The 21778-nt window shown below is 40.1% G+C and carries 18 protein-coding genes, 1 rRNA gene and 1 riboswitch; of the genes, 7 read left to right on the forward strand and 12 right to left on the reverse strand.

From position 1 onward, the window contains the following. Positions 1-6 precede the first annotated feature (6 nt). The 5 genes from PCY70_RS06155 to PCY70_RS06175 form a co-directional block, all read right to left on the reverse strand. The gene (locus tag PCY70_RS06155) at positions 7-1203 is read right to left on the reverse strand and encodes a bifunctional 3,4-dihydroxy-2-butanone-4-phosphate synthase/GTP cyclohydrolase II (RefSeq protein ID WP_305768818.1); all 1197 of its coding nucleotides are present in this window, start codon (positions 1201-1203) and stop codon (positions 7-9) included. A gap of 10 nt (positions 1204-1213) precedes the next feature. Continuing rightward, a complete protein-coding gene (locus tag PCY70_RS06160) occupies positions 1214-1843 on the reverse strand; it encodes a riboflavin synthase (RefSeq protein WP_305768819.1) in 630 nt (209 codons plus the stop codon). Further along, entirely contained in the window at positions 1824-2927 is a 1104-nt protein-coding gene (ribD, locus tag PCY70_RS06165; RefSeq protein WP_305768820.1) for a bifunctional diaminohydroxyphosphoribosylaminopyrimidine deaminase/5-amino-6-(5-phosphoribosylamino)uracil reductase RibD, read from the reverse strand. Before ribD ends, PCY70_RS06160 begins: the two co-directional genes overlap by 20 nt. Before the next feature lie 94 nt (positions 2928-3021). Further along, positions 3022-3143: riboswitch (FMN riboswitch) on the reverse strand. A gap of 78 nt (positions 3144-3221) precedes the next feature. Next, entirely contained in the window at positions 3222-3533 is a 312-nt protein-coding gene (locus tag PCY70_RS06170; protein ID WP_305768821.1) for a rhodanese-like domain-containing protein, read from the reverse strand. A 97-nt stretch (positions 3534-3630) separates the two neighbouring features. Continuing rightward, a complete protein-coding gene (locus PCY70_RS06175; RefSeq protein WP_029488394.1) occupies positions 3631-4026 on the reverse strand; it encodes a pyridoxamine 5'-phosphate oxidase family protein in 396 nt (131 codons plus the stop codon). 117 nt (positions 4027-4143) lie between these two features. Between PCY70_RS06175 and PCY70_RS06180 the strand changes: the two genes are divergently transcribed. Next, the gene (locus PCY70_RS06180) at positions 4144-4470 is read left to right on the forward strand and encodes a winged helix-turn-helix transcriptional regulator (protein WP_305768822.1); all 327 of its coding nucleotides are present in this window, start codon (positions 4144-4146) and stop codon (positions 4468-4470) included. Between the two features lie 2 nt (positions 4471-4472). Here the strand turns inward: PCY70_RS06180 and PCY70_RS06185 are convergent, their stop codons facing one another. Next, positions 4473-4640, reverse strand: coding sequence for a DUF4177 domain-containing protein (locus PCY70_RS06185; protein WP_010169327.1), 168 nt, complete (start codon positions 4638-4640; stop codon positions 4473-4475). 193 nt (positions 4641-4833) lie between these two features. Here PCY70_RS06185 and PCY70_RS06190 point away from each other — a divergent pair, with 193 nt between their 5' ends. Next, positions 4834-5853 (forward strand): hypothetical protein, encoded by a 1020-nt coding sequence (locus PCY70_RS06190; protein WP_305768823.1) that lies wholly within the window; start codon positions 4834-4836, stop codon positions 5851-5853. A 50-nt stretch (positions 5854-5903) separates the two neighbouring features. Then, the gene (locus tag PCY70_RS06195; RefSeq protein ID WP_305768824.1) at positions 5904-6185 is read left to right on the forward strand and encodes a hypothetical protein; all 282 of its coding nucleotides are present in this window, start codon (positions 5904-5906) and stop codon (positions 6183-6185) included. A gap of 25 nt (positions 6186-6210) precedes the next feature. On the opposite strand, the gene PCY70_RS06200 is transcribed toward PCY70_RS06195, so the two are convergent. Then, entirely contained in the window at positions 6211-7059 is an 849-nt protein-coding gene (locus tag PCY70_RS06200) for an AraC family transcriptional regulator (RefSeq protein ID WP_010169319.1), read from the reverse strand. Positions 7060-7347: 288 nt separating this feature from the next. On the opposite strand from PCY70_RS06200, the gene PCY70_RS06205 reads away from it, so the two are divergent. Next, positions 7348-9543: a right-handed parallel beta-helix repeat-containing protein gene (locus PCY70_RS06205; RefSeq protein WP_305768825.1), complete on the forward strand. Its 2196-nt coding sequence runs from the start codon at positions 7348-7350 to the stop codon at positions 9541-9543. Here PCY70_RS06205 and PCY70_RS06210 read toward each other — a convergent pair. Then, positions 9527-9679, reverse strand: a complete 153-nt coding sequence (locus PCY70_RS06210) for a hypothetical protein (RefSeq protein ID WP_305768826.1) — start codon at positions 9677-9679, stop codon at positions 9527-9529. The two genes, PCY70_RS06205 and PCY70_RS06210, sit on opposite strands and share 17 nt — an antisense overlap. Before the next feature lie 172 nt (positions 9680-9851). Between PCY70_RS06210 and PCY70_RS06215 the strand changes: the two genes are divergently transcribed. After that, entirely contained in the window at positions 9852-10499 is a 648-nt protein-coding gene (locus PCY70_RS06215; protein WP_305768827.1) for a hypothetical protein, read from the forward strand. On the opposite strand, the gene PCY70_RS06220 is transcribed toward PCY70_RS06215, so the two are convergent. From PCY70_RS06220 to PCY70_RS06235, 4 genes are all read right to left on the reverse strand, one after another. Beyond that, entirely contained in the window at positions 10437-10670 is a 234-nt protein-coding gene (locus PCY70_RS06220) for a hypothetical protein (RefSeq protein WP_305768828.1), read from the reverse strand. The genes PCY70_RS06215 and PCY70_RS06220 overlap by 63 nt on opposite strands. A gap of 227 nt (positions 10671-10897) precedes the next feature. Then, positions 10898-11131, reverse strand: a complete 234-nt coding sequence (locus PCY70_RS06225; protein WP_305768829.1) for a hypothetical protein — start codon at positions 11129-11131, stop codon at positions 10898-10900. A 278-nt stretch (positions 11132-11409) separates the two neighbouring features. Next, positions 11410-11643, reverse strand: a complete 234-nt coding sequence (locus tag PCY70_RS06230) for a hypothetical protein (RefSeq protein ID WP_305768829.1) — start codon at positions 11641-11643, stop codon at positions 11410-11412. Between the two features lie 2338 nt (positions 11644-13981). Beyond that, positions 13982-16858, reverse strand: a complete 2877-nt coding sequence (locus PCY70_RS06235; protein ID WP_305768830.1) for a hypothetical protein — start codon at positions 16856-16858, stop codon at positions 13982-13984. 346 nt (positions 16859-17204) lie between these two features. Between PCY70_RS06235 and PCY70_RS06240 the strand changes: the two genes are divergently transcribed. Together PCY70_RS06240 and PCY70_RS06245 are read left to right on the forward strand one after the other, a co-directional pair. Next, entirely contained in the window at positions 17205-18395 is a 1191-nt protein-coding gene (locus PCY70_RS06240) for an iron-containing alcohol dehydrogenase (protein WP_305768831.1), read from the forward strand. A 377-nt stretch (positions 18396-18772) separates the two neighbouring features. Next, a 23S ribosomal RNA gene (locus tag PCY70_RS06245) occupies positions 18773-21667 on the forward strand. Positions 21668-21778: the final 111 nt, after the last annotated feature.

Raw genomic sequence — 21778 nt, forward strand, 5'->3', positions numbered from 1 at the left:
TTCTCCTTATTGGATATTTAAGTAATGGCCCATTTTTTCTTGCTTTGTTTTTTGATATGCCGCATTGTGGTTGCTACACTCAATTTGTATGGGCACCCTCTTGGTGATTTGCAACCCAAAATCCTCTAGCTGATAAACTTTATCGGGGTTATTGGTCATTAGATGAATTGACTTAACGCCCAGATCTTTTAATATTTGGCAACCTATAAAGTATTCTCGCTCGTCTTCTCCAAATCCTAATGCAAGGTTAGCCTCAACTGTATCCATTCCTTGCTCTTGCAATTCATAGGCCCGCAGCTTGTTGAGCAATCCAATGCCACGACCTTCTTGGCGCATATACAGCAAAATGCCACGTCCTGCTGTTTCAATTTTTGCCATTGCAGCGGCAAGCTGATCGCCACAATCACATTTTGAAGAATGAAATACATCGCCTGTTAAACACTCCGAATGAACGCGAATCAGTACATCTTCTCCGGTGGCAATATCGCCTTTAACCAGTGCCACGTGATGCTCACCGTTTAATGTGTTCTTATAGCCATATGCTACAAAATCTCCAAATTTCGTCGGAAGGTTTGGCTTGGCAACCAATTGAACTAATTTATCAAATCTTTTTCGATACTCTTGTAATGCTTGGATGGTGATAAACTTTAAATCATATTTTTGAGAAAGCGCTATAAGCCCAGGAGTTTTCATCATTGTGCCATCATCGGCCATAATTTCACAACAGAGACCGCTTTCTTTTAGTCCTGCAAGCTTCATTAAATCAACTGTGGCTTCGGTGTGTCCATTTCTAGCAAGCACACCGTTCTGTTTGGAAATTAACGGAAACATATGCCCAGGTCGTCGAAAATCATCTGCCTTTGCAGCGTCATCCACAACTTTTAGGGCCGTAATGCTTCGCTCTGCTGCTGAAATACCTGTTGTTGTATCGACATGGTCGATTGATACTGTAAAGGCAGTTTCGTGATTATCTGTATTGTGACTAACCATTTGAGGAAAATTAAGCTTATCGGCAAGCTCAATGCTCATTGGCATGCAGATCAAACCTTTTCCATGTGTGGCCATAAAGTTGATGTTGGCAGTGGTGGCAAATTCGCTAGCGCAGATAAAGTCGCCTTCGTTTTCTCTATCTTGGTCATCTGTAACTAAAATAATTTTTCCTTGCCGCAAGTCCTCTAATGCTTCGGGAATTGTGTTATACATAATCTGCCTCCTAAAATTCATTTTGAAGTAAAAAATCTTTGGTTATTCCGCGGGGTGTTGATAAAAATTTTTCGATGTATTTGCCTATAATGTCATTTTCCAAATTAACAGTGTCGCCAATGCGCTTATTTTTTAGGGTAGTTTGAGATAACGTATGAGGAATGATAGAAACCGCAAAGTCATTTCGCTCAACTGCAGCTACTGTTAAGCTAATTCCGTCTATGGCAATGGAGCCCTTTGCGACAACGTACCGCATAATGGCTTTGTCAGCTGAAATTTTGTACCAGATGGCTATGTCATCTTTTGTGATAGAGCATATTTTGCCCACGCCATCAATATGGCCCGATACGATATGTCCTCCAAATCTCCCATCTGCAGGCATGGCACGCTCTAAATTTACCAAACTGCCTGTATGAAAGTTTCCTAAATTTGATTTCGACAGTGTTTCGTTCATAATATCGGCATAAAAAATATTTCCGCTTATTTTGGTAACAGTTAGACAGACTCCATTTGTTGCAACGCTGTCGCCAAGTTTTAAATCAGAAAAGATCTGGTTTGCGGCAATGGCGAGATTAGCAGATGTTGCTCCCTTTTTGATCGATTTTATAGTTCCAATTTCTTCAATTATTCCTGTGAACATAGCAAACCTCGCTTTCGATACAAATGTCTTCGTTAAAATGTGAGATCATTGTGGTACGCAGTTTAATCTTATTATCGACATCAGCAAATCCGCGGCCCATAACGGGGGATGTTGCAGTTTCGCCACCAAAAATTTTTGGCGCAATATAACAATGAATTTTGTTTACGATTTCGCTGTCTAATGCCGCAAAATTAAGTTTGCCACCACCCTCAAGTAAAATGCTATCGATGCCTTTGTTGCCTAATATTTTCATTAGCGCACGAAGATCTACTTTGTCGTCTTGGCGGGGAGTTACAATAATTTCGACACCGCGATCTAAATAGGGTTTGTGTGTGGATGTCTCAATATTTGTTGTCGCAATAATGGTTTGTATATTACTTGCAGATGCCATAATTTTGCTATCAACAGGAGTGCGCAAGTTACTATCGCAGATGACGCGAATGGGATTGCGGCCGCCATCGAGTCTGCAGGTGAGGTCGGGATTGTCGGCTATTACTGTACCGACGCCTACCATAATAGCCAAATAATGGTTGCGAGTTTGATGAACATTGTGTCTTGATTTGTCGTTGGTAATCCATTTGCTAAGCCCAGCAGAAGTTGAAATCTTGCCATCTAGAGTCATTGCATATTTCATTAGTACATACGGCGTGTTTGTCCGGATATAATGAAAAAAAATTTTATTTATGGCGATGCAATCTTGTTCGAGTATGCCGATTGTCACATCGATGCCAGCATCCTGCAAGAGCTTTATGCCATTGCCAGACACTTTTGCGTTTGGATCAAGAGTGGCAACAACTACTCTTTTGATGCCGCTCTCAATAATCGCATCGGTGCAAGGCGGAGTTTTGCCATGGTGGCAGCAAGGCTCTAAGGTAACGTACATAGTACTGCCTATTGGAGAAGCCGTGCAATTGTGAAGCGCATTTCTTTCGGCATGAGGTTGGCCGTATTTCTCGTGGTAGCCGCTACCGATAATGTTGCCGTCTTGTACGATTACTGCGCCGACCAAGGGGTTTGGATTGACGCTGCCGATACCCTGCTTGGCTAAGTCTAAAGCGATTTGCATATATTTTTCGTCGTTCATGGTTACCTCCAAAAATAAAAAAATTGCCCTCGAATAGATTCAAAGGCAACAAAAAGGTGCATGAACAAAATATATTGATAGTGTAAATGCAAATTTTTATCTTCTCTCATCCAGACTATACTGTCGGTTTTGGAGTTACACCAAATCGGCCTTGCTTTCGCTTGGTTTGTGGACTATACCACCGGTAGGGAATTGCGCCCTGCCTCGAAGATACTATTCGATTATCAAAGAATATAGCATAAATACCTAATTTTGTCAATATAATTTAGAGTGTTGTACAAAAATAATTATTTGCTATTTAAAATGATTTATCAGCCAATTGCTGTAACCACCAATTAGATTGTATGCTTGGAAATTATGCTTGCGAAGTTTTTTTGTTACGGCTTTGCTAAAGATGCCGATGGTGCATAAAACAATGATGATTTTGTCGATGGGTAGTTCGTCAAGATGCATCTCAACTTTATCGCGTGAAATATTAATCGAACCAGGGATGTTGCCCATGCTAAAGGCTACGTTACTTCTAACATCGAGCAGAATATATGACTCGGTTTCTAATTTCGACATATCTTCTAAAGAAATTTCAAGCTGCTCTGGATCATAAATCATTTATTTTCAACTCCCTAATTTTTTGCTAAATTATATCATGATTTTTTTATGAAGGAAAAAAAAACGAACTGCATATGAGTCCGTTTGTATTTTATATTTAGAAAAGTTGTTTGCCTCCATCTGGACCGGCACTTTCGTTGTATATCTTATCTACAGTAAATGTCCAGATAGCTTTGATTGACATATTCATGGCAGCGAATTTTTCTGCAATCGTATCGAATAATGGTCCATCAGTATGACGCTTTTGAACGGTTGCGTTGATTAGATATGATTCCATTCCTTTTACAGCCAAAAAGGCAGCTTGATTGTTTGCGGCTAAGTTTGCGCTGGTGGTGTTCATAAAGACTTCTGCAATAGCAAGTGTATCGTTGTCTATTACCATAATACTGCCCGCAACGATTGAGTGAACCTCGTTTTCTTTGGATACGGTACTAATCACTTTGGTACTTGCAGGGTCTTGGAACAGTTTACTTACGTTTTCTAAGTTTTTCATATTAATTCTCCTTACTCAGTATTTATTATTGACTTTATTTTTATGAGCTACTATAATGATAGCATGCAAAAAAATTATAGTCAAGAACGCAAAAAAATATGAGGAGGTAAGAAAATTATGAGCAAGTGTGAAGCAACTCACTGTCCATGTTTGCAAGAATGTCCACTGCAATCAGCTCTCAAATGCATAGGAGGTAAGTGGAAGATTCCTATTATTTGTGTGTTATCTGCTGGCGAAGGCATTCGATATAATGAACTGATGAAAAAAGTGAGGGGAATCACAAATACTATGTTAGCATCATCGTTAAAAGAACTAGAAAGGGACGGGTTAATAACAAGAGTACAATATAACGAAATGCCCATCAGGGTAGAATATTTTATTACAGAAAAAGCAAAAACTCTGATACCAACATTGCAGTCGCTAGCAGCCTGGGGGATGGCATAAAATTATTTTTCGCGTGCAAAGGTGATAAGAAGATGTAGTCCAACTTTGGTATGAGCATCGGGGGAAACGCTTATAACTTCCCAGCCCTCAGTGGCCATTTTGTTCATGAGGGTTTCTTCTGCTACAAATTCTTTGCTAACTTTAATTCTAATAAGTTTGTATTCCTTCATTGTAAAAAACTCCTTTTTTATTGGGATGATATGAACTATATGTCATGGAAGCATATATTGTCAATGAAATAATTATGTTTGAATGCTATTTTTTATATTTTGGGGGCATACTAAGAGATGAAGTATGGGCATATTTTGGTTATAAATTTAATATAACTTAAAGTGTGGAATAAATATAAGGAGGGATTAGTAGATGATAGAAATATTAGGAATATGTTTAATTATCATCGGAATATGGTTTGGCTTTGTTACAATCAAGTTATCCAAAGAGTACACGGTATTAACTGAGGACTTTACAAAACAGATAACTGCAATCAAAGAGTCGCTCGATACGTTGAATGCAAATCTGACAAACCAAACTGAAATAGCTGAGACAACAGCAGAAGAAATGAAGACTCATATGAGTATAGTTAACGACACACTAATGACCAAAATTTACCATGAAAGAGAAGTGCTCAACAAAAGTTTAAAAATTGTTATTGAAGCAACAGCAAAAGAAATGAAGACTCACATGAGTATCGTTAATGACACATTAATGAAAACAATTTGCCAAGAAAAAGAAGTGTTTACGAAGAGTTTAACAACTATTATTGAGGCTACAACAGAAGAAATGAAGACTCATATGAGTATAGTTAATGACACGCTAATGGGGACAATTTGTCAAGAAAGAGAGTTGCTAAACAAAAATCTGGTAGTTGCAGCTCAAAATAATGTGGCAAAAATTGAAGATAAACTTTCGGCTTTAACAAATGGTGTTGCATCTATCGAAAAAAATGCTGTTACGACCGCAGACATGGCAGCTATTACAGCGTCTATCAAAAAAGTTGTTGATATAGTAAGAGAGGTCGCAGAAGAAGAAAGTCCAGAACTATCGGCGATACTCGAATCTTTAAATGCAAATCAAGATTTAAACAAAACGTTGTTGACTAAAATTGATACTGTATTTGAGCTTGTCGAAGTGTTGGAAGAAAATAACAATAATGTAAAATTACTTAAACAAATAAAAGAAAACCATAACGATGAGCTTGTGAAGATGATGAAAGAAATTAAAAATATTCCGGAAGTGCTCGACAAAGAACTCAGTAAAATAAAAGATATCACCGAAAATGTATTAAACATCAATATGGAGATTTCAGAAAATTCACGAAAAGTAATCGATAGCTTAGTAGATAATTATAAGGTTCTTAATACTATTATAGAAAAAATAATATAGAGGATATATCGAACGAAAAAAACACTTTTATGTGTAGATAGGAGAACAAGATGAATTACGATGCTTTGGAGGAGGAACGTAGGAAATTATATAAGAAGTTGGATTATATTAAGAAAAATGCCCATTCGAAAAAGATGGAAAAGTTGGCAAACGAAAAAGAAATTATTAAAGAATTAAAGCAAAAATTGGCAAATAGGTTGATGGCAGCTGCTTTAGAAGAACCAATCAATAGCGCAAAGATGCAGCAATTGTTGGCACCTTTAGATGGAAAAATGCTGCTAGATAACCAAGCAGAAGAGAAATTTCTAGATGATAAAAAAATTAAATTGTGAGGACTGCTTTATGGCAGCCCTTTTTTTATGTCAATTCTCGATGTTGTCTGTATTTTAGAGGAGTTATGCCGCAACACCTTTTGAAGGTTTTACAAAAATGGCTTTGGTCAGAAAAGCCTAAGGAATGTGCGATTTGACCAACAGAAAGTGATGTCTCAGTTAATAGTTTTTTACTATGTGAGATTTTACTGCTTATAACATATTGGGTTGGAGTTATATGAAAGTGCTCCACAAACAGTCGGCTAACATGGAATGGCTTTAATTGTAGTGCATCGGCCATCATTTGAATAGTGATCTTGTCTTCTATATGTCTAAATATAAACATCTCGATCTTGCGAATGAACCAGGAATTTGATCTGCCAGATGACTTTTGGATAGATGCAAGGTATGGGGAAGAAATTTCAAGTATCAATTGATATAGATGCATTGAAAGAGTATATTCAAATTGCGTTTCTCTTGCTGAGAGTATATCGAAGCACTTTAAAATGGCCGCTTTCATAATTCGAAAGTTAAATGCAAGAGGAAAAAATTCATTGCTAGATAATGTTTGGACAATGCCCTCAAGTGGCTTGCCATTAATGGACAAAGTATAGAACTCAGCTCCTTCTGCGGTGTCGGAATAGTATGTATAAGCATCGTTTAAATTGATAAAAACACCTTGTCCTGCTGTGATTGTAAAAGTTTGTGCGTATTGTTCAAGATAAAGCTTGCCTGAAACGACGCATAATAACAAGTATGATGCACGAGTTTTATTGCTATTGTGAATAGAATTAGATGTCTGATGAGTTAAAATATTTGCAGTAATTAGGTTATCGCGAATAAATTGAGTGGGATACCAATATTGTTTTGAATGTATGATTCGATATTCTTCCATGTGCTCACTCCTTAAATGAATACATATTTGTTGTTATTATATCACAAGAAAGAAAAATATACAAAAAAAGGGTTAAGATTATTCTATAATTTTAAAAATTTGATGTTACAATATAATATATATCGAAAATTTAAAATCAATTAAAGGCGTACAATAAAGAAAAGCTCGATGTTGTATTTGCGATAGAGGCTGGTGGAAACGTGGACTTCGGTTTTACACCATAAGAAAATAAAAGAAACAGTTAATATTTTAGTGGAGCAAGCTTAGATTAGGAAAGGAATGAAGATTATGAAAAAGAGCATGCTAATGATTTTGGCGTTACTGTCGGGGTATGCGGGAACTGAGCAGGTATTTGCAGTGGCTGGGGCTGCAGTGCGTAAAATTCCAATGGAAATTCATGTCTATTCGGAAGAAATTCCGTGGTCTGCTGTTGAAACTGAAACGACTGCTGAGTATACAAGCATCAATGAGGCGTTAGCAGAGGCAATAGAGGGCGATACAATTGTTGTTCATGAAGGAATTTATCGAGAGATGGTAAATATTAAGAAGGATGGAATTACTCTTGAAGCTGCCGAGGGTGAGTATGTTTTGGTGACAGGAGCAGAAGTGGTTTCGGGATTTGTTGCGGATGCGTCTATGCCAGGAGTATACGTTGCCGATGTGCCAGAAGCGTATCAAGAATATATTTTGCCGTTTAGCCAGGTATTTGCAAACGGTGCGTATCAGAACATTGCGCGGTTTCCAAACTATACGATTGATGATATGATGGCGCCGCTAGAGAAAGGAAGCGGGTATGGATGGGTAGTTGATATACATAAGCCAAAGAATACGACCATCGGCGCAGTGACTTTTCGAGATGACGAAATCCCTGATGTAGATTTAACTGATGGAGTTTTTCGAGGTGTGATTGGCAAAAATCGAGAATATGTTTATGGAACAGTTACGGAAACTGCTGAAAACAGGGTCTTTTTTGATGCGTATAGCAAAAATAATAATTGGAGCAAGCCTGCAGAAATTAAAGCGAATTATCATGACTTTGGATTTGGGTTTATTTTGCATAAAAATCTAATTGACATCCCTGGTGAATGGTTTGTAGAAGATAGAAAGATCTATTATATGCCAGAAGGAGATATAAAAAATTTGGATGTGGAAATGCAAGTGCGTAAAGATGTGTTAACCATCAGCGATGCGAATAATGTAACAATAGAAAATATTAATTTCGTTGCAGGTAATGTGCCGATCAAAAATGTTAGCAACACTATTATCGATGGATGTACCTTTAGGTATATGCAACCGTTTGAAATGACCACGACTTATAGCATTGGCGCTTTTGCAGATAGTGGGTTATATATCGATAATGCGTTCAACACAACTATACAGGATACATATATTGCGCACACGTGGGGCAACGGAGTATATATTGCAGCTGGTGATGGAATCACATTATCAAATTGTATTATAGAAGATATTGGCTGGTGCGGAACATTTACTGCAGGATTTTATACAGAAGCCGAGAACAATCGAATAGAGGATACCACATTTAGAGATAACGGAAGATTTCAAACTCGCGTCAACAATCCTGTAAAAATAGATATAATACACTCGTTGTTTGAGCGGCCGATGAAAATGGGAGAAGATTCTGGAGCAATTGCTTTTGCAAATACGACGGACTATGCGTATGATATCAAGGGCTCGGAGATTGCGTATAATATCATTCGAGATTTTGAAGCTTTGCCTATAAGCTCTATGAACGGAAATTATAATGCGCCATTTATTGTGGGAATGTATTTGGAAGAATTAACCAATTATACTGTTCATCACAACTTGTTCTATGATCTAATCGATCAAGACTACGTCCAAAATTTTGCAAATGATAAGCTGTATAAAACGGCCGCAATGGTATATTTTGCACCTAGACATAAGGTGTTATCAGAAGAAAATCGCTTTTATAACAATACGGGATGGGACTATTTGAGTACCTTTCACATTTATAATATAGAAATAATGAACTATGATGAACTTAAGCCTCAAGGATTGCCATATAATTTTCATCATGGAAGTATGAAACAAGGAAGTTTTGTCAATAATATATTTGCAGAAGTCGATTCTAATTTTACTCATTCAGCCAAGATATTTGCAGTTGATGGATCTGAGGTAGGTTCTGCCAAGCTTTCAGAAGAAGAAAATCAAAGTCTCAGAACAGATGACATTGATGAATATTTTATACATGCAGCGGCGAACGACTATTATTTTAATCCTCAAACAAATATGGCATTTGATGTTAAAAACGGTTCTGCTAATTATGTAGACCCTGAAAACGGAGATTTTAGATTGGTAACAGATTCGGCTGCCAAAGCGGCGGGAACTGCTATTGCTGGAATCACATCTTCTGACACACCAGACTTAGGTGCATTAGAAGGAAGTGATTATGTTTTATCAGCAGGAGCCACACTAAAAGTTCGAGATTTTAAGGAGATACGGTAATTTTAACTCCAATCCCCCCTTTGGCCAGGGGGAATTTTATTGTCCAAAAATAATTAAAATCATCAGCCGCGACATCAAAATCTAGGTTAGCCGCGATATCAGAATTTAGCATATCAGCTGCAGTACTAGAATCCACATCAACTTCAGAAGTTGCATCAATTGTGGTACTAGAATTTACATAAGCTGTAGTATCAGAATTTACATCAGCTGCGATATCAGAATCTGTATCAGCCGCAGTATCAGAATTTACATCAGCTGCGATATCAGAATCTGTATCAGCCGCAGTATCAGAATTTACATCAGCTGCGATGTCAGAATCTGTATCAGCCGCAGTATCAGAATTTGCATCAGCTGCGATATCAGAATCTGTATCAGCCGCAGTATTAGAATTTGCATCAGCCGCAGTATCAGAATCTGTATCAGCCGCAGTATCAGAATCTGTATCAGCCGCAGTATCAGAATCTGTATCAGCCGCGATATCAGAATCTGTATCAGCCGCAGTATTAGAATTTGCATCAGCCGCGATATCAGAATCTGTATCAGCCGTATCATCAGAATTTACATCAGCTGCGATGTCAGAATCTGTATCAGCCGCAGTATTAGAATTTGCATCAGCCGCGATATCAGAATCTGTATCAGCCGCAGTATTAGAATTTGCATCAGCCGCGGTATCAGAATCTGTATCAACCGCATTATCAGAATCTGCATCAGCCGCGATGTCAGAATCTGTATCAGCCGCAGTATTAGAATTTGTATCAGCCGCAGTATCAGAATTTGCATCAGCCGCGATATCAGAATCTGTATCAGCCGCGATATCAGAATCTGTATCAGCTGCGGTATCAGAATCTGTATCAGCCGCAATATCAGAATCTACGTTAGCTGCGATATCAAAATCAGTTATTTGTAGAAGTGTCTGTTTTGATTCCGTTGATAAGAGTGTGAATTTCAGATTGTAAAGTTTCGATGGAAGACTCGATGTTTGGGGAAGTTGTGGTTAATGCTTCGATTATTAATTGATCGAATATTCTCATATCAAAAGCTGGTTGATCTGCAGGGACAATATCGACAAGAGACTCTACATCAGTCGCGACATTAGACTTTACATCAGTTGCAGTACTAGAATCCACATCAACTTCAGAAGTTGCATCAATTGTGGTACTAGAATTTACATAAGCTGTAGTATCAGAATTTACATCAGCCGCGATATCAGAATCTGTATCAACCGCATATCAGAATCTGCATCAGCCGCATTATCAGAATCTGCATCAGCCGCAGTATCAGAATCTGCATCAGCCGCATATCAGAATCTGTATCAGCTGCGGTATCAGAATCTACGTTAGCTGCGATATCAAAATCAGTTATTTGTAGAAGTGTCTGTTTTGATTCCGTTGATAAGAGTGTGAATTTCAGATTGTAAAGTTTCGATGGAAGACTCGATGTTTGGGGAAGTTGTGGTTAATGCTTCGATTATTAATTGATCGAATATTCTCATATCAAAAGCTGGTTGATCTGCAGGGACAATATCGACAAGAGACTCTATATCAGTCGCGACATTAGACTTTACACCAGCTGCAGTACTAGAATCCACATCAACTTCAGAAGATGCATCAACTGTGGTACTAGAATTTACATAAGCTGTAGTATCAGAATTTACATCAGCAGCGATATCAGAATCTGTATCAGCCGCTGGTATCAGAATCTGTATCAGCCGCAGTATCAGAATCTGTATCAGCCGCAGTATTAGAATTTACATCAGCTGCGATATCAGAATCTGTATCAGCCGCGATATCAGAATCTGTATCAGCCGCGGTATCAGAATCTGTATCAGCCGCAATATCAGAATCTACGTTAGCTGCGATATCAAAATCAGTTATTTGTAGAAGTGTCTGTTTTGATTCCGTTGATAAGAGTGTGAATTTCAGATTGTAAAGTTTCGATGGAAGACTCGATGTTTGGGGAAGTTGTGGTTAATGCTTCGATTATTAATTGATCGAATATTCTCATATCAAAAGCTGGTTGATCTGCAGGGACAATATCGACAAGAGACTCTATATCAGTCGCGACATTAGACTTTACACCAGCTGCAGTACTAGAATCCACATCAACTTCAGAAGTTGCATCAACTGTGGTACTAGAATTTACATAAGCTGTAGTATCAGAATTTACATCAGCCGCGGTATCAGAATCTGTATCAGCCGCATATCAGAATCTGTATCAGCCGCAGTATCAGAATCTGTATCAGCCGCGATATCAGAATCTGTATCAGCCGCAGTATCAGAATTTACATCAGCTGCATCAGAATCTTATTAGCATCATCAGAATCAGCAGTATCAGAATCTTACATCAGCCGCGTATCAGAATCTGCATCAGCCGCGGTATCAGAATCTGTATCAGCCGCATATCAGAATCTGCATCAGCCGCGGTATCAGAATCTGTATCAGCCGCATTATCAGAATCTGCATCAGCCGCGATATCAGAATCTGTATCAGCCGCATTATCAGAATCTGCATCAGCCGCATATCAGAATCTGCATCAGCCGCATTATCAGAATTTGCATCAGCCGCGGTATCAGAATCTGTATCAGCCGCAGTATTAGAATTTGCATCAGCCGCGGTATCAGAATCTGTATCAGCCGCAGTATCAGAATCTGTATCAGCCGCGTATCAGAATCTGTATCAGCCGCGGTATCAGAATCTGTATCAGCCGCAGTATCAGAATTTGCATCAGCCGCGATATCAGAATCTGTATCAGCCGTATCATCAGAATTTGCATCAGCCGCGATATCAGAATCTGTATCAGCCGCAGTATCAGAATTTGCATCAGCCGCGGTATCAGAATCTGTATCAGCCGCGTATCAGAATTTGCATCAGCTGCGACATCAGAATCTACGTCAGCCGCGGTATCAGAATCTGTGCGACATCAAAATCTACGTTAGCCGCAGTATCAGAATCTACGTTAGCTGCGATATCAAAATCAGTTATTTGTAGAAGTGTCTGTTTTGATTCCGTTGATAAGAGTGTGAATTTCAGATTGTAAAGTTTCGATGGAAGACTCGATGTTTGGGGAAGTTGTGGTTAATGCTTCGATTATTAATTGATCGAATATTCTCATATCAAAAGCTGGTTGATCTGCAGGGACAATATCGACAAGAGACTCTATATCAGTCGCGACATTAGACTTTACACCAGCTGCAGTACTAGAATCCACATCAACTTCAGAAGTTGCATCAACTGTGGTACTAGAATTTACATAAGCTGTAGTATCAGAATTTACATCAGCTGCGATGTCAGAATCTGTATCAGCCGCGGTATTAGAATCTGTATCAGCCGCGGTATTAGAATCTGTATCAGCCGCGGTATTAGAATTTGCGTCAGCCGCGGTATCAGAAACTGTATCAGCCGCAGTATTAGAATTTGCATCAGCTGCGACATCAGAATCTGTATCAGCCGCAGTATCAGAATTTACATCAGCCGCGACATCAGAATCTGTATCAGCCGCATTATCAGAATTTGCATCAGCTGCGTTATCAGAATCTGTATCAGCCGCAACATCAGAATTTGCATCAGCCACGATATCAGAATCTGTATCAGCTGCAGTATCAGAATTTGCATCAGCTGCGATATCAGAATCTGTATCAGCCGCGATATCAGAATTTGCATCAGCCACGATATCAGAATCTGTATCAGCCGCAGTATCAGAATTTGCATCAGCCGCGATATCAGAATCTGTATCAGCCGCAGTATTAGAATTTGTATCAGCCACGATATCAGAATCTGTATCAGCCGCAGTATCAGAATTTGCATCAGCCGCGGTATTAGAATCTGTATCAGCCGCGATATCAGAATCTGTATCAGCCGCGATATCAGAATCTGTATCAGCCGCAGTATTAGAATTTTCATCAGCCGCGATATCAGAATCTGTATCAGCCGCAGTATTAGAATTTGCATCAGCTGCGATGTCAGAATCTGTATCAACCGCATTATCAGAATCTGTATCAGCCGCAGTATTAGAATTTGCATCAGCCGCGGTATTAGAATCTGTATCAGCCGCAGTATTAGAATTTGCATCAGCCGCGGTATCAGAATCTGTATCAGCCGCAGTATTAGAATTTGCATCAGCCGCGGTATCAGAATCTGTATCAGCCGTATTATCAGAATTTACATCAGCTGCGATTTCAGAATCTGTATCAGCCGCGTTATCAGAATTTGCATCAGCCGCAGTATTAGAATTTGCATCAGCTGCGGTATCAGAATCTACGTTAGCTGCTGCTGAATCAAGAATGGCTTCAGTGGTCATAGTATGTGCATTAAAATCAGTATCAATTGTAGCATCGAGATTGGTAATAATAACTAGTGCATCGGAATCGATAGTTGTAACCGAGTGATCGAGATCTGCAACAGCGACTGGAGCATCGGAATCGATAGTTGTAACTGAGTGATCAAGATCGGCAACAGCGACTGGAGCATCGGAATCGATAGTTGTAACCGCGTGATCGAGATCGGCAACCAGCGACCTGGAGCATCGGCTGAGAATAGTTGTAACCGAATTCCAGATCGGCAACAGCGACTGGAGCATCGGTAGCGATAGTTGTAACCGCGTGATCGCGATCGGCAACAGCGACTGGAGCATCGGAATCGATAGTTGTAACTGAGTGATCAAGATCGGCAACAGCGACTGGAGCATCGGAATCGATAGTTGTAACCGAATTATCGAGATCGGCAACAGCGACTGAAGCATCGGAATCGATAGTTGTAACCGAATTATCGAGATCTGCAACAGCGACTGGAGCACCGGAATCCGATAGTTGTAAAACTGATGATCCGAGATCGGCAACAAGCGACTGGAGCAAATCGGACAGCGATAGTTTTTGTAACTGAAGGTATCCGAGATCGGCAACAGCGACTGAAGCATCGGAATCGATAGTTGTAACTGAGTGATCGAGATCGGCAACAGCGAGTGAAGCATCGGAATCGATAGTTTCAACGGAGTTATCGAGATCGGCAACAGCGACTGAATCATCGGTAGCGATAGTTGTAACGGAGGTATCGAGGTCGGCAACAGCGACTGGAGCATCGGTAGCGATAGTTGTAACTGAGTTATCGAGATCGGCAACAGCGACTGTAGCATCGGAATCGATAGTTGTAGCTGAGTGATCGAGATCGGCAGCAGCGACTGGAGCATCGGTATCGATAGTTGTAACCGAGTTATCGAGATCTGCAACAGCGACTGAAGCATCGGAATCGATAGTTGTAACTGAGGTATCGAGATCGGAAATTATGATTGGATGCGTATGAGCAAGGCTCTCGTTAGTTTGGAGCTCCTGGGTCCCGACATCTATATTAAGAATGAAGTCGATCAATGCGGTCTGGAGATTTTTTAGGGTTTGGATTACGGTGTTGTTATTAGTAGGAGAGACGACTTGTGCTTGTGCGGCGAAAATGAGTTCGTTGAGTTGCTGGATATCGCTGGATGATACAAAGACAGTGCCGAGTGCAACATTGCTAGCGATATCGTCGGATACAGTTACGGTATCTATGACAGTGAGAGCATGCGAAATTTCAGCAGATAACTCAGAGGTATCGATATATTCTGTATATGTGCCAGGTTGTTGTGCAGAAGTAAAAGTATTTGCGGCGAGTAGGAGGGCAGCTTCGTGGGCGCTTACTTCTTCTGCGGTGGATGTAAGAGTTTGTGCGACTAACTGAGCCTTTTCGATTTGAGCGGAGAGGGCAGCATACTCGTCTGGCGTTACCCAACTTTGTGAAGGAGTGAGTTCGCTACCATCTGCGCTGATCGTATTACTATTTAATAGAAATAACGCATTGGATATTTGGAGGCTCAACTTGGATGTATCGATTGGTGCTATTGCGACAGAGATCGTAGGAGAGATCGTGGTAGCGAATGATCGGTTGTGAGTAATCTCAAAAGCAAGGGAGAGCTCTTTGCCTGCAGCGCCAGATACGGTTGAAGCGGTATTGCTAGAAGTTATAGCAGATACAGTATAGTTTTCTAAAGAAGTAATAGGAATGTTGTTGTATGAAAGAGAGATAATGTTGGCGTCCATGCAAGCTTGAAGAACATCCTGAGCAGACAGATTATTTTCGACTTCTAAAGGGATATCTGGCTGTGTAACAGTTGAAGAAAGATTTCGAAAATCCGCATATACGCGTATGGCAATAGTAAGAGTTTCTATAGGCGTTGTTTTGGAGATTATGAACTGATACTCATTGTTGTTTAGAGGTTTCATTTTGGCAGTGTAAGTATCGTCGTATAGAAAATCTTCGGGAGTGACAAGTGCGCTAGTGGATTCACTGTCGCCATATTCTAGTGCAACTTTATTTTCTGTTCCATATGTGTCGGTCAGTATAGAGCTAAACAAACGTTTTACATGGGTTGAGTTGTTAAAATCGTCTGTTGCGGTGGGGTAAACAACGGCGGAGCCAATTTCATCTGCATACATGATAGGTCTGCCAAAAGTTAGAGGCAAAGTTACCTCCATCTTTAGATCGTTGTTGGAAATGTTAAATAAGTAGTCACCGTTATGCCCCCAATAGTCAGATAGTAAATCAACGGTAAAGCGATAGTTGAATTCACCTAATGTAGCAAAATTTTGGATAGTATGAGTGATACCATCAGTTGTGTTGCCATCGTATAATATTTGAATCTGCTTATTATTATCTACACCGTCATTATGTTTAGCGATAACGGAATAAATAAGCTCACTGAAATTTATATTTTCGGGGACATCGTGAAGTTCTTTGTTACTAGAAATTTCGTTGCCTAATACCGCTTCAAATTTTGAAAATAATATGTTTAATGTGAGAGGTTCGGAGACGAGAGTGTGATCATTTTCAGTTCTAGTAATTGTAAAAGAATATTTGCCATTATTGCGTTTACCCCAATCATCTTCGAGAGGTTGGAGAGTGTATGTGACAGGGCCTGAGTTGTTTAGGTGGGTAATAAATTCTCGATCTCCAGAATTTGAGTTATGTGGATCGGAGTCATAAATGATGTATATATCGTTGGAGATAGTGGGGTCTATTTTGGTTTTGACAAAATCTTCCAAAGAAGGAAACTGGTCTATATCTACTCTATAGTATCCTGATTGTGCGTGAAAAGAGTATGGATTGAGCCCTATTTGCAGAGAGGAATTGGAATCGAGAGCTTTTGGCGAAGTAATTTTTAGACCATCATTAGCAGATTCTATTAATGAAGAGCCCACTGTAGGCAATGATGGTGTTTGTGCATAAATGGGACTAATAATAATGATGGATGTTGTTAATAAAATAGCTAATAATCGTTTTTGTAGAGTCATAGTAAGTATGCTACCAAAAAGATAGTAGCGTCCCCCTTTCAAAAGTTTTTATGTGATTGAATATTATATGTAATCATTGAATAAAAATTGCTTTTGTGTAGATAGCCTATTGTGTAAATATTAAAAAGGTATGACAAAAAAAATTTAATCCAACTTTTGCCTAGAATAGTTTATGTAAATGATATCGGCTAATATGAGTAATTCTTTAAATTTTCGACGACAAAAATTACTGAACTATTATAAGGTAGAAACGAAAAAAAACTTAGATAGGGGGACTTTCATTTTGCATAAAAATAATATACAATTTTGAAGTATTGCAAAATTCGATATTAATGAGGTGGTTTAAATGGCAAGGTTTACATTACCAAGAGATATTTATTTTGGACGTGGAAGTCTTGAGGAACTAAAAAATATTAAGGGATCTAGAGCAGTGGTTGTAGTTGGCGGCGGCTCGATGAAAAGATTTGGGTTTTTGGATCAAACTGTAAAGTATTTAGAAGAAGCAGGAATGGAAGTAGAGCTTATAGAAAATGTGGAGCCAGACCCTTCTGTAGAAACAGTTTTAAAAGGCGCAAAAGCGATGGAAAAGTTTAAGCCTGATGTAATTGTATCGATTGGTGGTGGTTCGCCTATAGATGCTGCAAAAGCTATGTGGGTGTTTTATGAACATCCGGAATTGAAGTTTGATGATATAAAAGATCCGTTTACTATTCCAACACTTAGAAGTAAGGCAATTTTCGTGGCAATTCCTTCGACTTCGGGAACAGCGACTGAAGTGACTGCGTTTTCTGTAATTACTGATTACGCAACTGGAATTAAATATCCATTGGCAGATTATAACATTACGCCAGATATTGCCATAGTGGATGCTAATGTTGCAGATACAATGCCTCAAATGCTTGTTGCACATACTGGAATGGATGCTTTGACCCATGCTATAGAGGCGTATGTTTCGACAGCTGCAAATGATTTTACAGATCCGTTGGCATTAAAAGCTATAAAAATGGTATATGAATATTTGTATAAGTCTTTTGATGGCGATTCAGTTGCAAAAGAGAAGGTTCACTATGCGCAATGTATGGCGGGGATGGCGTTTTCGAATGCGCTTTTGGGGATCGTACACTCTATAGCGCATAAAACAGGCGCGGCATTTGAAAAAGGACATATACCTCATGGATGTGCAAACGCTATGTATCTTCCACAGGTGATACGATTTAACGCAAAAGACGAGAGAGCTGCGAATCGATATGTTGAAATAGCGAGATACGTGGGATTAAAAGGTGATACTGCGGATGAATTGATAGATGCATTGATAAAGTCGATAAATGATTGTAATACGTATTTGTCGATACCGAGTTGTATAAAAGATTATGGAAACGGGATGGTTTCGGAAAAAGAGTTTTTGGCAAAGGTAGATGAAATTGCCATCAATGCAATAGAAGATGCGTGTACAGGATCGAGTCCGAGAACACCAAATAAAGAAGAAATGGTTTTAATATTGAAATCTTGTTACTATGGAACACCGTGTGAGTGTTAAGCGTTAAAAAAAATATAAAGATAAGTGCGTGTAGGGGAGAGGGCGTACTTATCTTTAATAGCATATAAAAATTTTAAAACTGCTATAAAACGAGTAATAACAACGGATTTTTTGGGGAAATAAGTGCATTAATGGGAAAAAAATGATAAAAAGGGTTGACATACGCAGAAACATACTGTATTATTACAAACAGATGCGGGGCAGCCCAGTTGGTACAAACCACGGATGTTAGCATTTAAGAAATTTTGTATTTTGAAAACTGAATATAACGAAGATTAGAAATAATCTACAACAAAACCGAAAAAGATTGAATAGAAAAACCTATTTATTCTTTAACAAATTCTTTAGTCAAGAAAAGACACAAAGACCAAAATATAGGTCAAGCTACTAAGAGCGTAGAGTGGATGCCTTGGCACCGAGAGCCGATGAAGGACGTGGTAAGCTGCGAAAAGCTTGGGTAAGTTGCAAACAAACGCTATAACCCGAGATGTCCGAATGGGGAAACCTAGCTGAGTAAACCTCAGTTGTTATATGGTAAATTCATAGCCATATAAAGGGAACGTTGGGAACTGAAACATCTAAGTACCAACAGGAGGAGAAAGAAAAATCGATTTCCTAAGTAGTGGCGAGCGAACGGGAAACAGGCCAAACTCAATTACTTGTAATTGAGGGTTCGGACTGCGATATGGAACAAAGTCTATAGTCTAATTGTTTTGGGAAAGCAAGCCAAAGAAGGTGAAAGCCCTGTTGACGAAATAGACCTACACCTAGCAGTATCCAGAGTACCACGAGACACGAGAAACCTTGTGGGAACACGTGGGGACCACCCCATAAGCCTAAATACTCCTCGGTGACCGATAGCGAATAGTACTGTGAAGGAAAGGTGAAAAGAACCCCGGGAGGGGAGTGAAAAAGAACCTGAAACTCTATGTTTACAAGCAGTGGAAGCACTATTTACAGTGCGACTGCGTACTTTTTGTAGAACGGTCCGGCGAGTTATTTGTAGTGGCAAGGTTAAATACACTAATGTATGAAGCCGAAGGGAAACCAAGTCTTAATAGGGCAAACAAAGTCACTGCAAATAGACCCGAAACTGGGTGACCTATCCATGTGCAGGTTGAAGTTACCGTAAAAGGTAATGGAGGACCGAACTCACGTATGTTGAAAAATGCGGAGATGACATGTGGATAGCGGAGAAATTCCAATCGAACCCAGAGATAGCTGGTTCTCCTCGAAATAGCTTTAGGGCTAGCGTTTAAAAAGTCTACTGGAGGTAAAGCACTGAATTTCCTAGGGGGGCGAGAGCCTTACCGAAGAATATCAAACTAAGAATGCCAGAAAGATATTTTAAGCAGTCAGACTATGTGTGATAAGATTCATAGTCAAAAGGGAAAGAGCCCAGACCAACAGCTAAGGTCCCAAAGTGTGTGTTAAGTGGAAAAGGATGTGAGATTTCGAAGACAACTAGGATGTTGGCTTAGAAGCAGCCACTCATTCAAAGAGTGCGTAATAGCTCACTAGTCGAGAGATCTTGCGCCGAAAATGTCCGGGGCTAAAACACACCACCGAAGCTATGGAATCAATTTATTGATTGGTAGAGGAGCATCTAAACAGCGATGAAGTAGTATCGAAAGAAGCTATGGAGTGGTTTAGAGAGAGAATGCCGGAATGAGTAGCGAGATATAAGTGAGAATCTTATAGGCCGAATATCTAAGGTTTCCAGGGTAAAGCTGATCTGCCCTGGGTAAGTCGGGACCTAAGGCAAGGACGAAAGTCGTAGTCGATGGACAACTGGTGGAAATTCCAGTACTACCTATAATCAGAACTGCAGGGACGCAGAGAAATAAGAATTGCACGAAATGGGAATGCGTGTGTAAGCAACAAGCGGTCTTCTAGGAAAAACCGGAAGAGCAAAGCAAGTTGTGATACGGACCGAAATTTAAGTAGGGAAGATTCTGAAAGAGCTGCCAAGAAAAGCTGCTATTGCATTATAGGTACCCGTACCGCAAACCGACACAGGTAGATGAGGAGAGAATCCTAAGGCCGACGGGAGAAGTGTTGTTAAGGAACTCGGCAAAATGACCCCGTAACTTAGGGATAAGGGGTGCCAGTAGAAATACTGGCCGCAGAGAATAGGCCCAAGCAACTGTTTAGCAAAAACACAGGTCTCTGCTAAATCGAAAGATGAAGTATAGGGGCTGACGCCTGCCCGGTGCTGGAAGGTTAAGGGGAGAGGTTAGGAGTAATCCGAAGCTTTGAACTTAAGCCCCAGTAAACGGCGGCCGTAACTATAACGGTCCTAAGGTAGCGAAATTCCTTGTCAGGTAAGTTCTGACCCGCACGAAAGGCGTAATGATTTGGGTACTGTCTCGACAGCACGCCCGGTGAAGTTGTAGTACCAGTGAAGATGCTGGTTACCCGCGACAGGACGGAAAGACCCCGTGGAGCTTTACTGTAACTTGATACTGAGGTTGGGTGTTACATGTACAGGATAGGAGGGAGGCTGTGAAGTCAGTACGCCAGTATTGATGGAGCCAACGTTGGGATACCTCTCTTGTAATACTTAACTTCTAACCATAGTCCGTTATCCGGATTTGGGACAATGTCAGGTGGACAGTTTGACTGGGGCGGTCGCCTCCGAAAGAGTAACGGAGGCGCTCAAAGGTAACCTCAGAATGGTCGGAAACCATTCGAAGAGTGCAAAGGCATAAGGTTGCTTGACTGTGACATCGACGGATGAAGCAGGTACGAAAGTAGGACTTAGTGATCCGGTGGTATGAAAGTGGGATTGCCATCGCTCAACGGATAAAAGCTACCCCGGGGATAACAGGCTTATCTCCCCCAAGAGTTCACATCGACGGGGAGGTTTGGCACCTCGATGTCGGCTCATCGCATCCTGGAGCTGTAGCAGGTTCCAAGGGTTGGGCTGTTCGCCCATTAAAGCGGTACGCGAGCTGGGTTCAGAACGTCGTGAGACAGTTCGGTCCCTATCCGTCGTGGGCGTAGGAAATTTGAGAGGAGCTGACCTTAGTACGAGAGGACCGGGTTGGACGGACCGCTGGTGCATCTGTTAGACTACCAAGTCTATAGCAGAGTAGCCAAGTCTGGATATGATAAACGCTGAAGGCATCTAAGCGTGAAACAGACCTCAAGATAAGATTTCCCATTCGTAAGAAGTAAGACCCCTTGCAGATTACAAGGTAGATAGGTTGGAGGTGTAAGAGTGGTAACATTCGAGCTGACCAATACTAATGGTTCGAGGGTTTGACCTAATTTGAAATGGGTTTTGTGTAGTATATTCTTTTCTTCGTTGTATTTGGTTTTCAGAATATAAAAGCCAGCTATGATCATTGTAGCTGGCTTTTTTTATTTTTAAAAAAAGC

The sequence above is a fragment of the Candidatus Epulonipiscium viviparus genome (assembly GCF_030708075.1).
GTDB lineage: Bacteria > Bacillota > Clostridia > Lachnospirales > Cellulosilyticaceae > Epulonipiscioides > Epulonipiscioides viviparus.

Coding starts and splice junctions, on each gene's coding strand:
- PCY70_RS06155 (WP_305768818.1), bottom strand. CDS start 1,203: ATGTATAACACAATTCCCGAAGCATTAGAGGACTTGCGGCAAGGAAAA.
- PCY70_RS06160 (WP_305768819.1), bottom strand. CDS start 1,843: ATGTTCACAGGAATAATTGAAGAAATTGGAACTATAAAATCGATCAAA.
- ribD (WP_305768820.1), bottom strand. CDS start 2,927: ATGAACGACGAAAAATATATGCAAATCGCTTTAGACTTAGCCAAGCAG.
- PCY70_RS06170 (WP_305768821.1), bottom strand. CDS start 3,533: ATGATTTATGATCCAGAGCAGCTTGAAATTTCTTTAGAAGATATGTCG.
- PCY70_RS06175 (WP_029488394.1), bottom strand. CDS start 4,026: ATGAAAAACTTAGAAAACGTAAGTAAACTGTTCCAAGACCCTGCAAGT.
- PCY70_RS06180 (WP_305768822.1), top strand. CDS start 4,144: ATGAGCAAGTGTGAAGCAACTCACTGTCCATGTTTGCAAGAATGTCCA.
- PCY70_RS06185 (WP_010169327.1), bottom strand. CDS start 4,640: ATGAAGGAATACAAACTTATTAGAATTAAAGTTAGCAAAGAATTTGTA.
- PCY70_RS06190 (WP_305768823.1), top strand. CDS start 4,834: ATGATAGAAATATTAGGAATATGTTTAATTATCATCGGAATATGGTTT.
- PCY70_RS06195 (WP_305768824.1), top strand. CDS start 5,904: ATGAATTACGATGCTTTGGAGGAGGAACGTAGGAAATTATATAAGAAG.
- PCY70_RS06200 (WP_010169319.1), bottom strand. CDS start 7,059: ATGGAAGAATATCGAATCATACATTCAAAACAATATTGGTATCCCACT.
- PCY70_RS06205 (WP_305768825.1), top strand. CDS start 7,348: ATGAAAAAGAGCATGCTAATGATTTTGGCGTTACTGTCGGGGTATGCG.
- PCY70_RS06215 (WP_305768827.1), top strand. CDS start 9,852: ATGTCAGAATCTGTATCAGCCGCAGTATCAGAATTTGCATCAGCTGCG.
- PCY70_RS06235 (WP_305768830.1), bottom strand. CDS start 16,858: ATGACTCTACAAAAACGATTATTAGCTATTTTATTAACAACATCCATC.
- PCY70_RS06240 (WP_305768831.1), top strand. CDS start 17,205: ATGGCAAGGTTTACATTACCAAGAGATATTTATTTTGGACGTGGAAGT.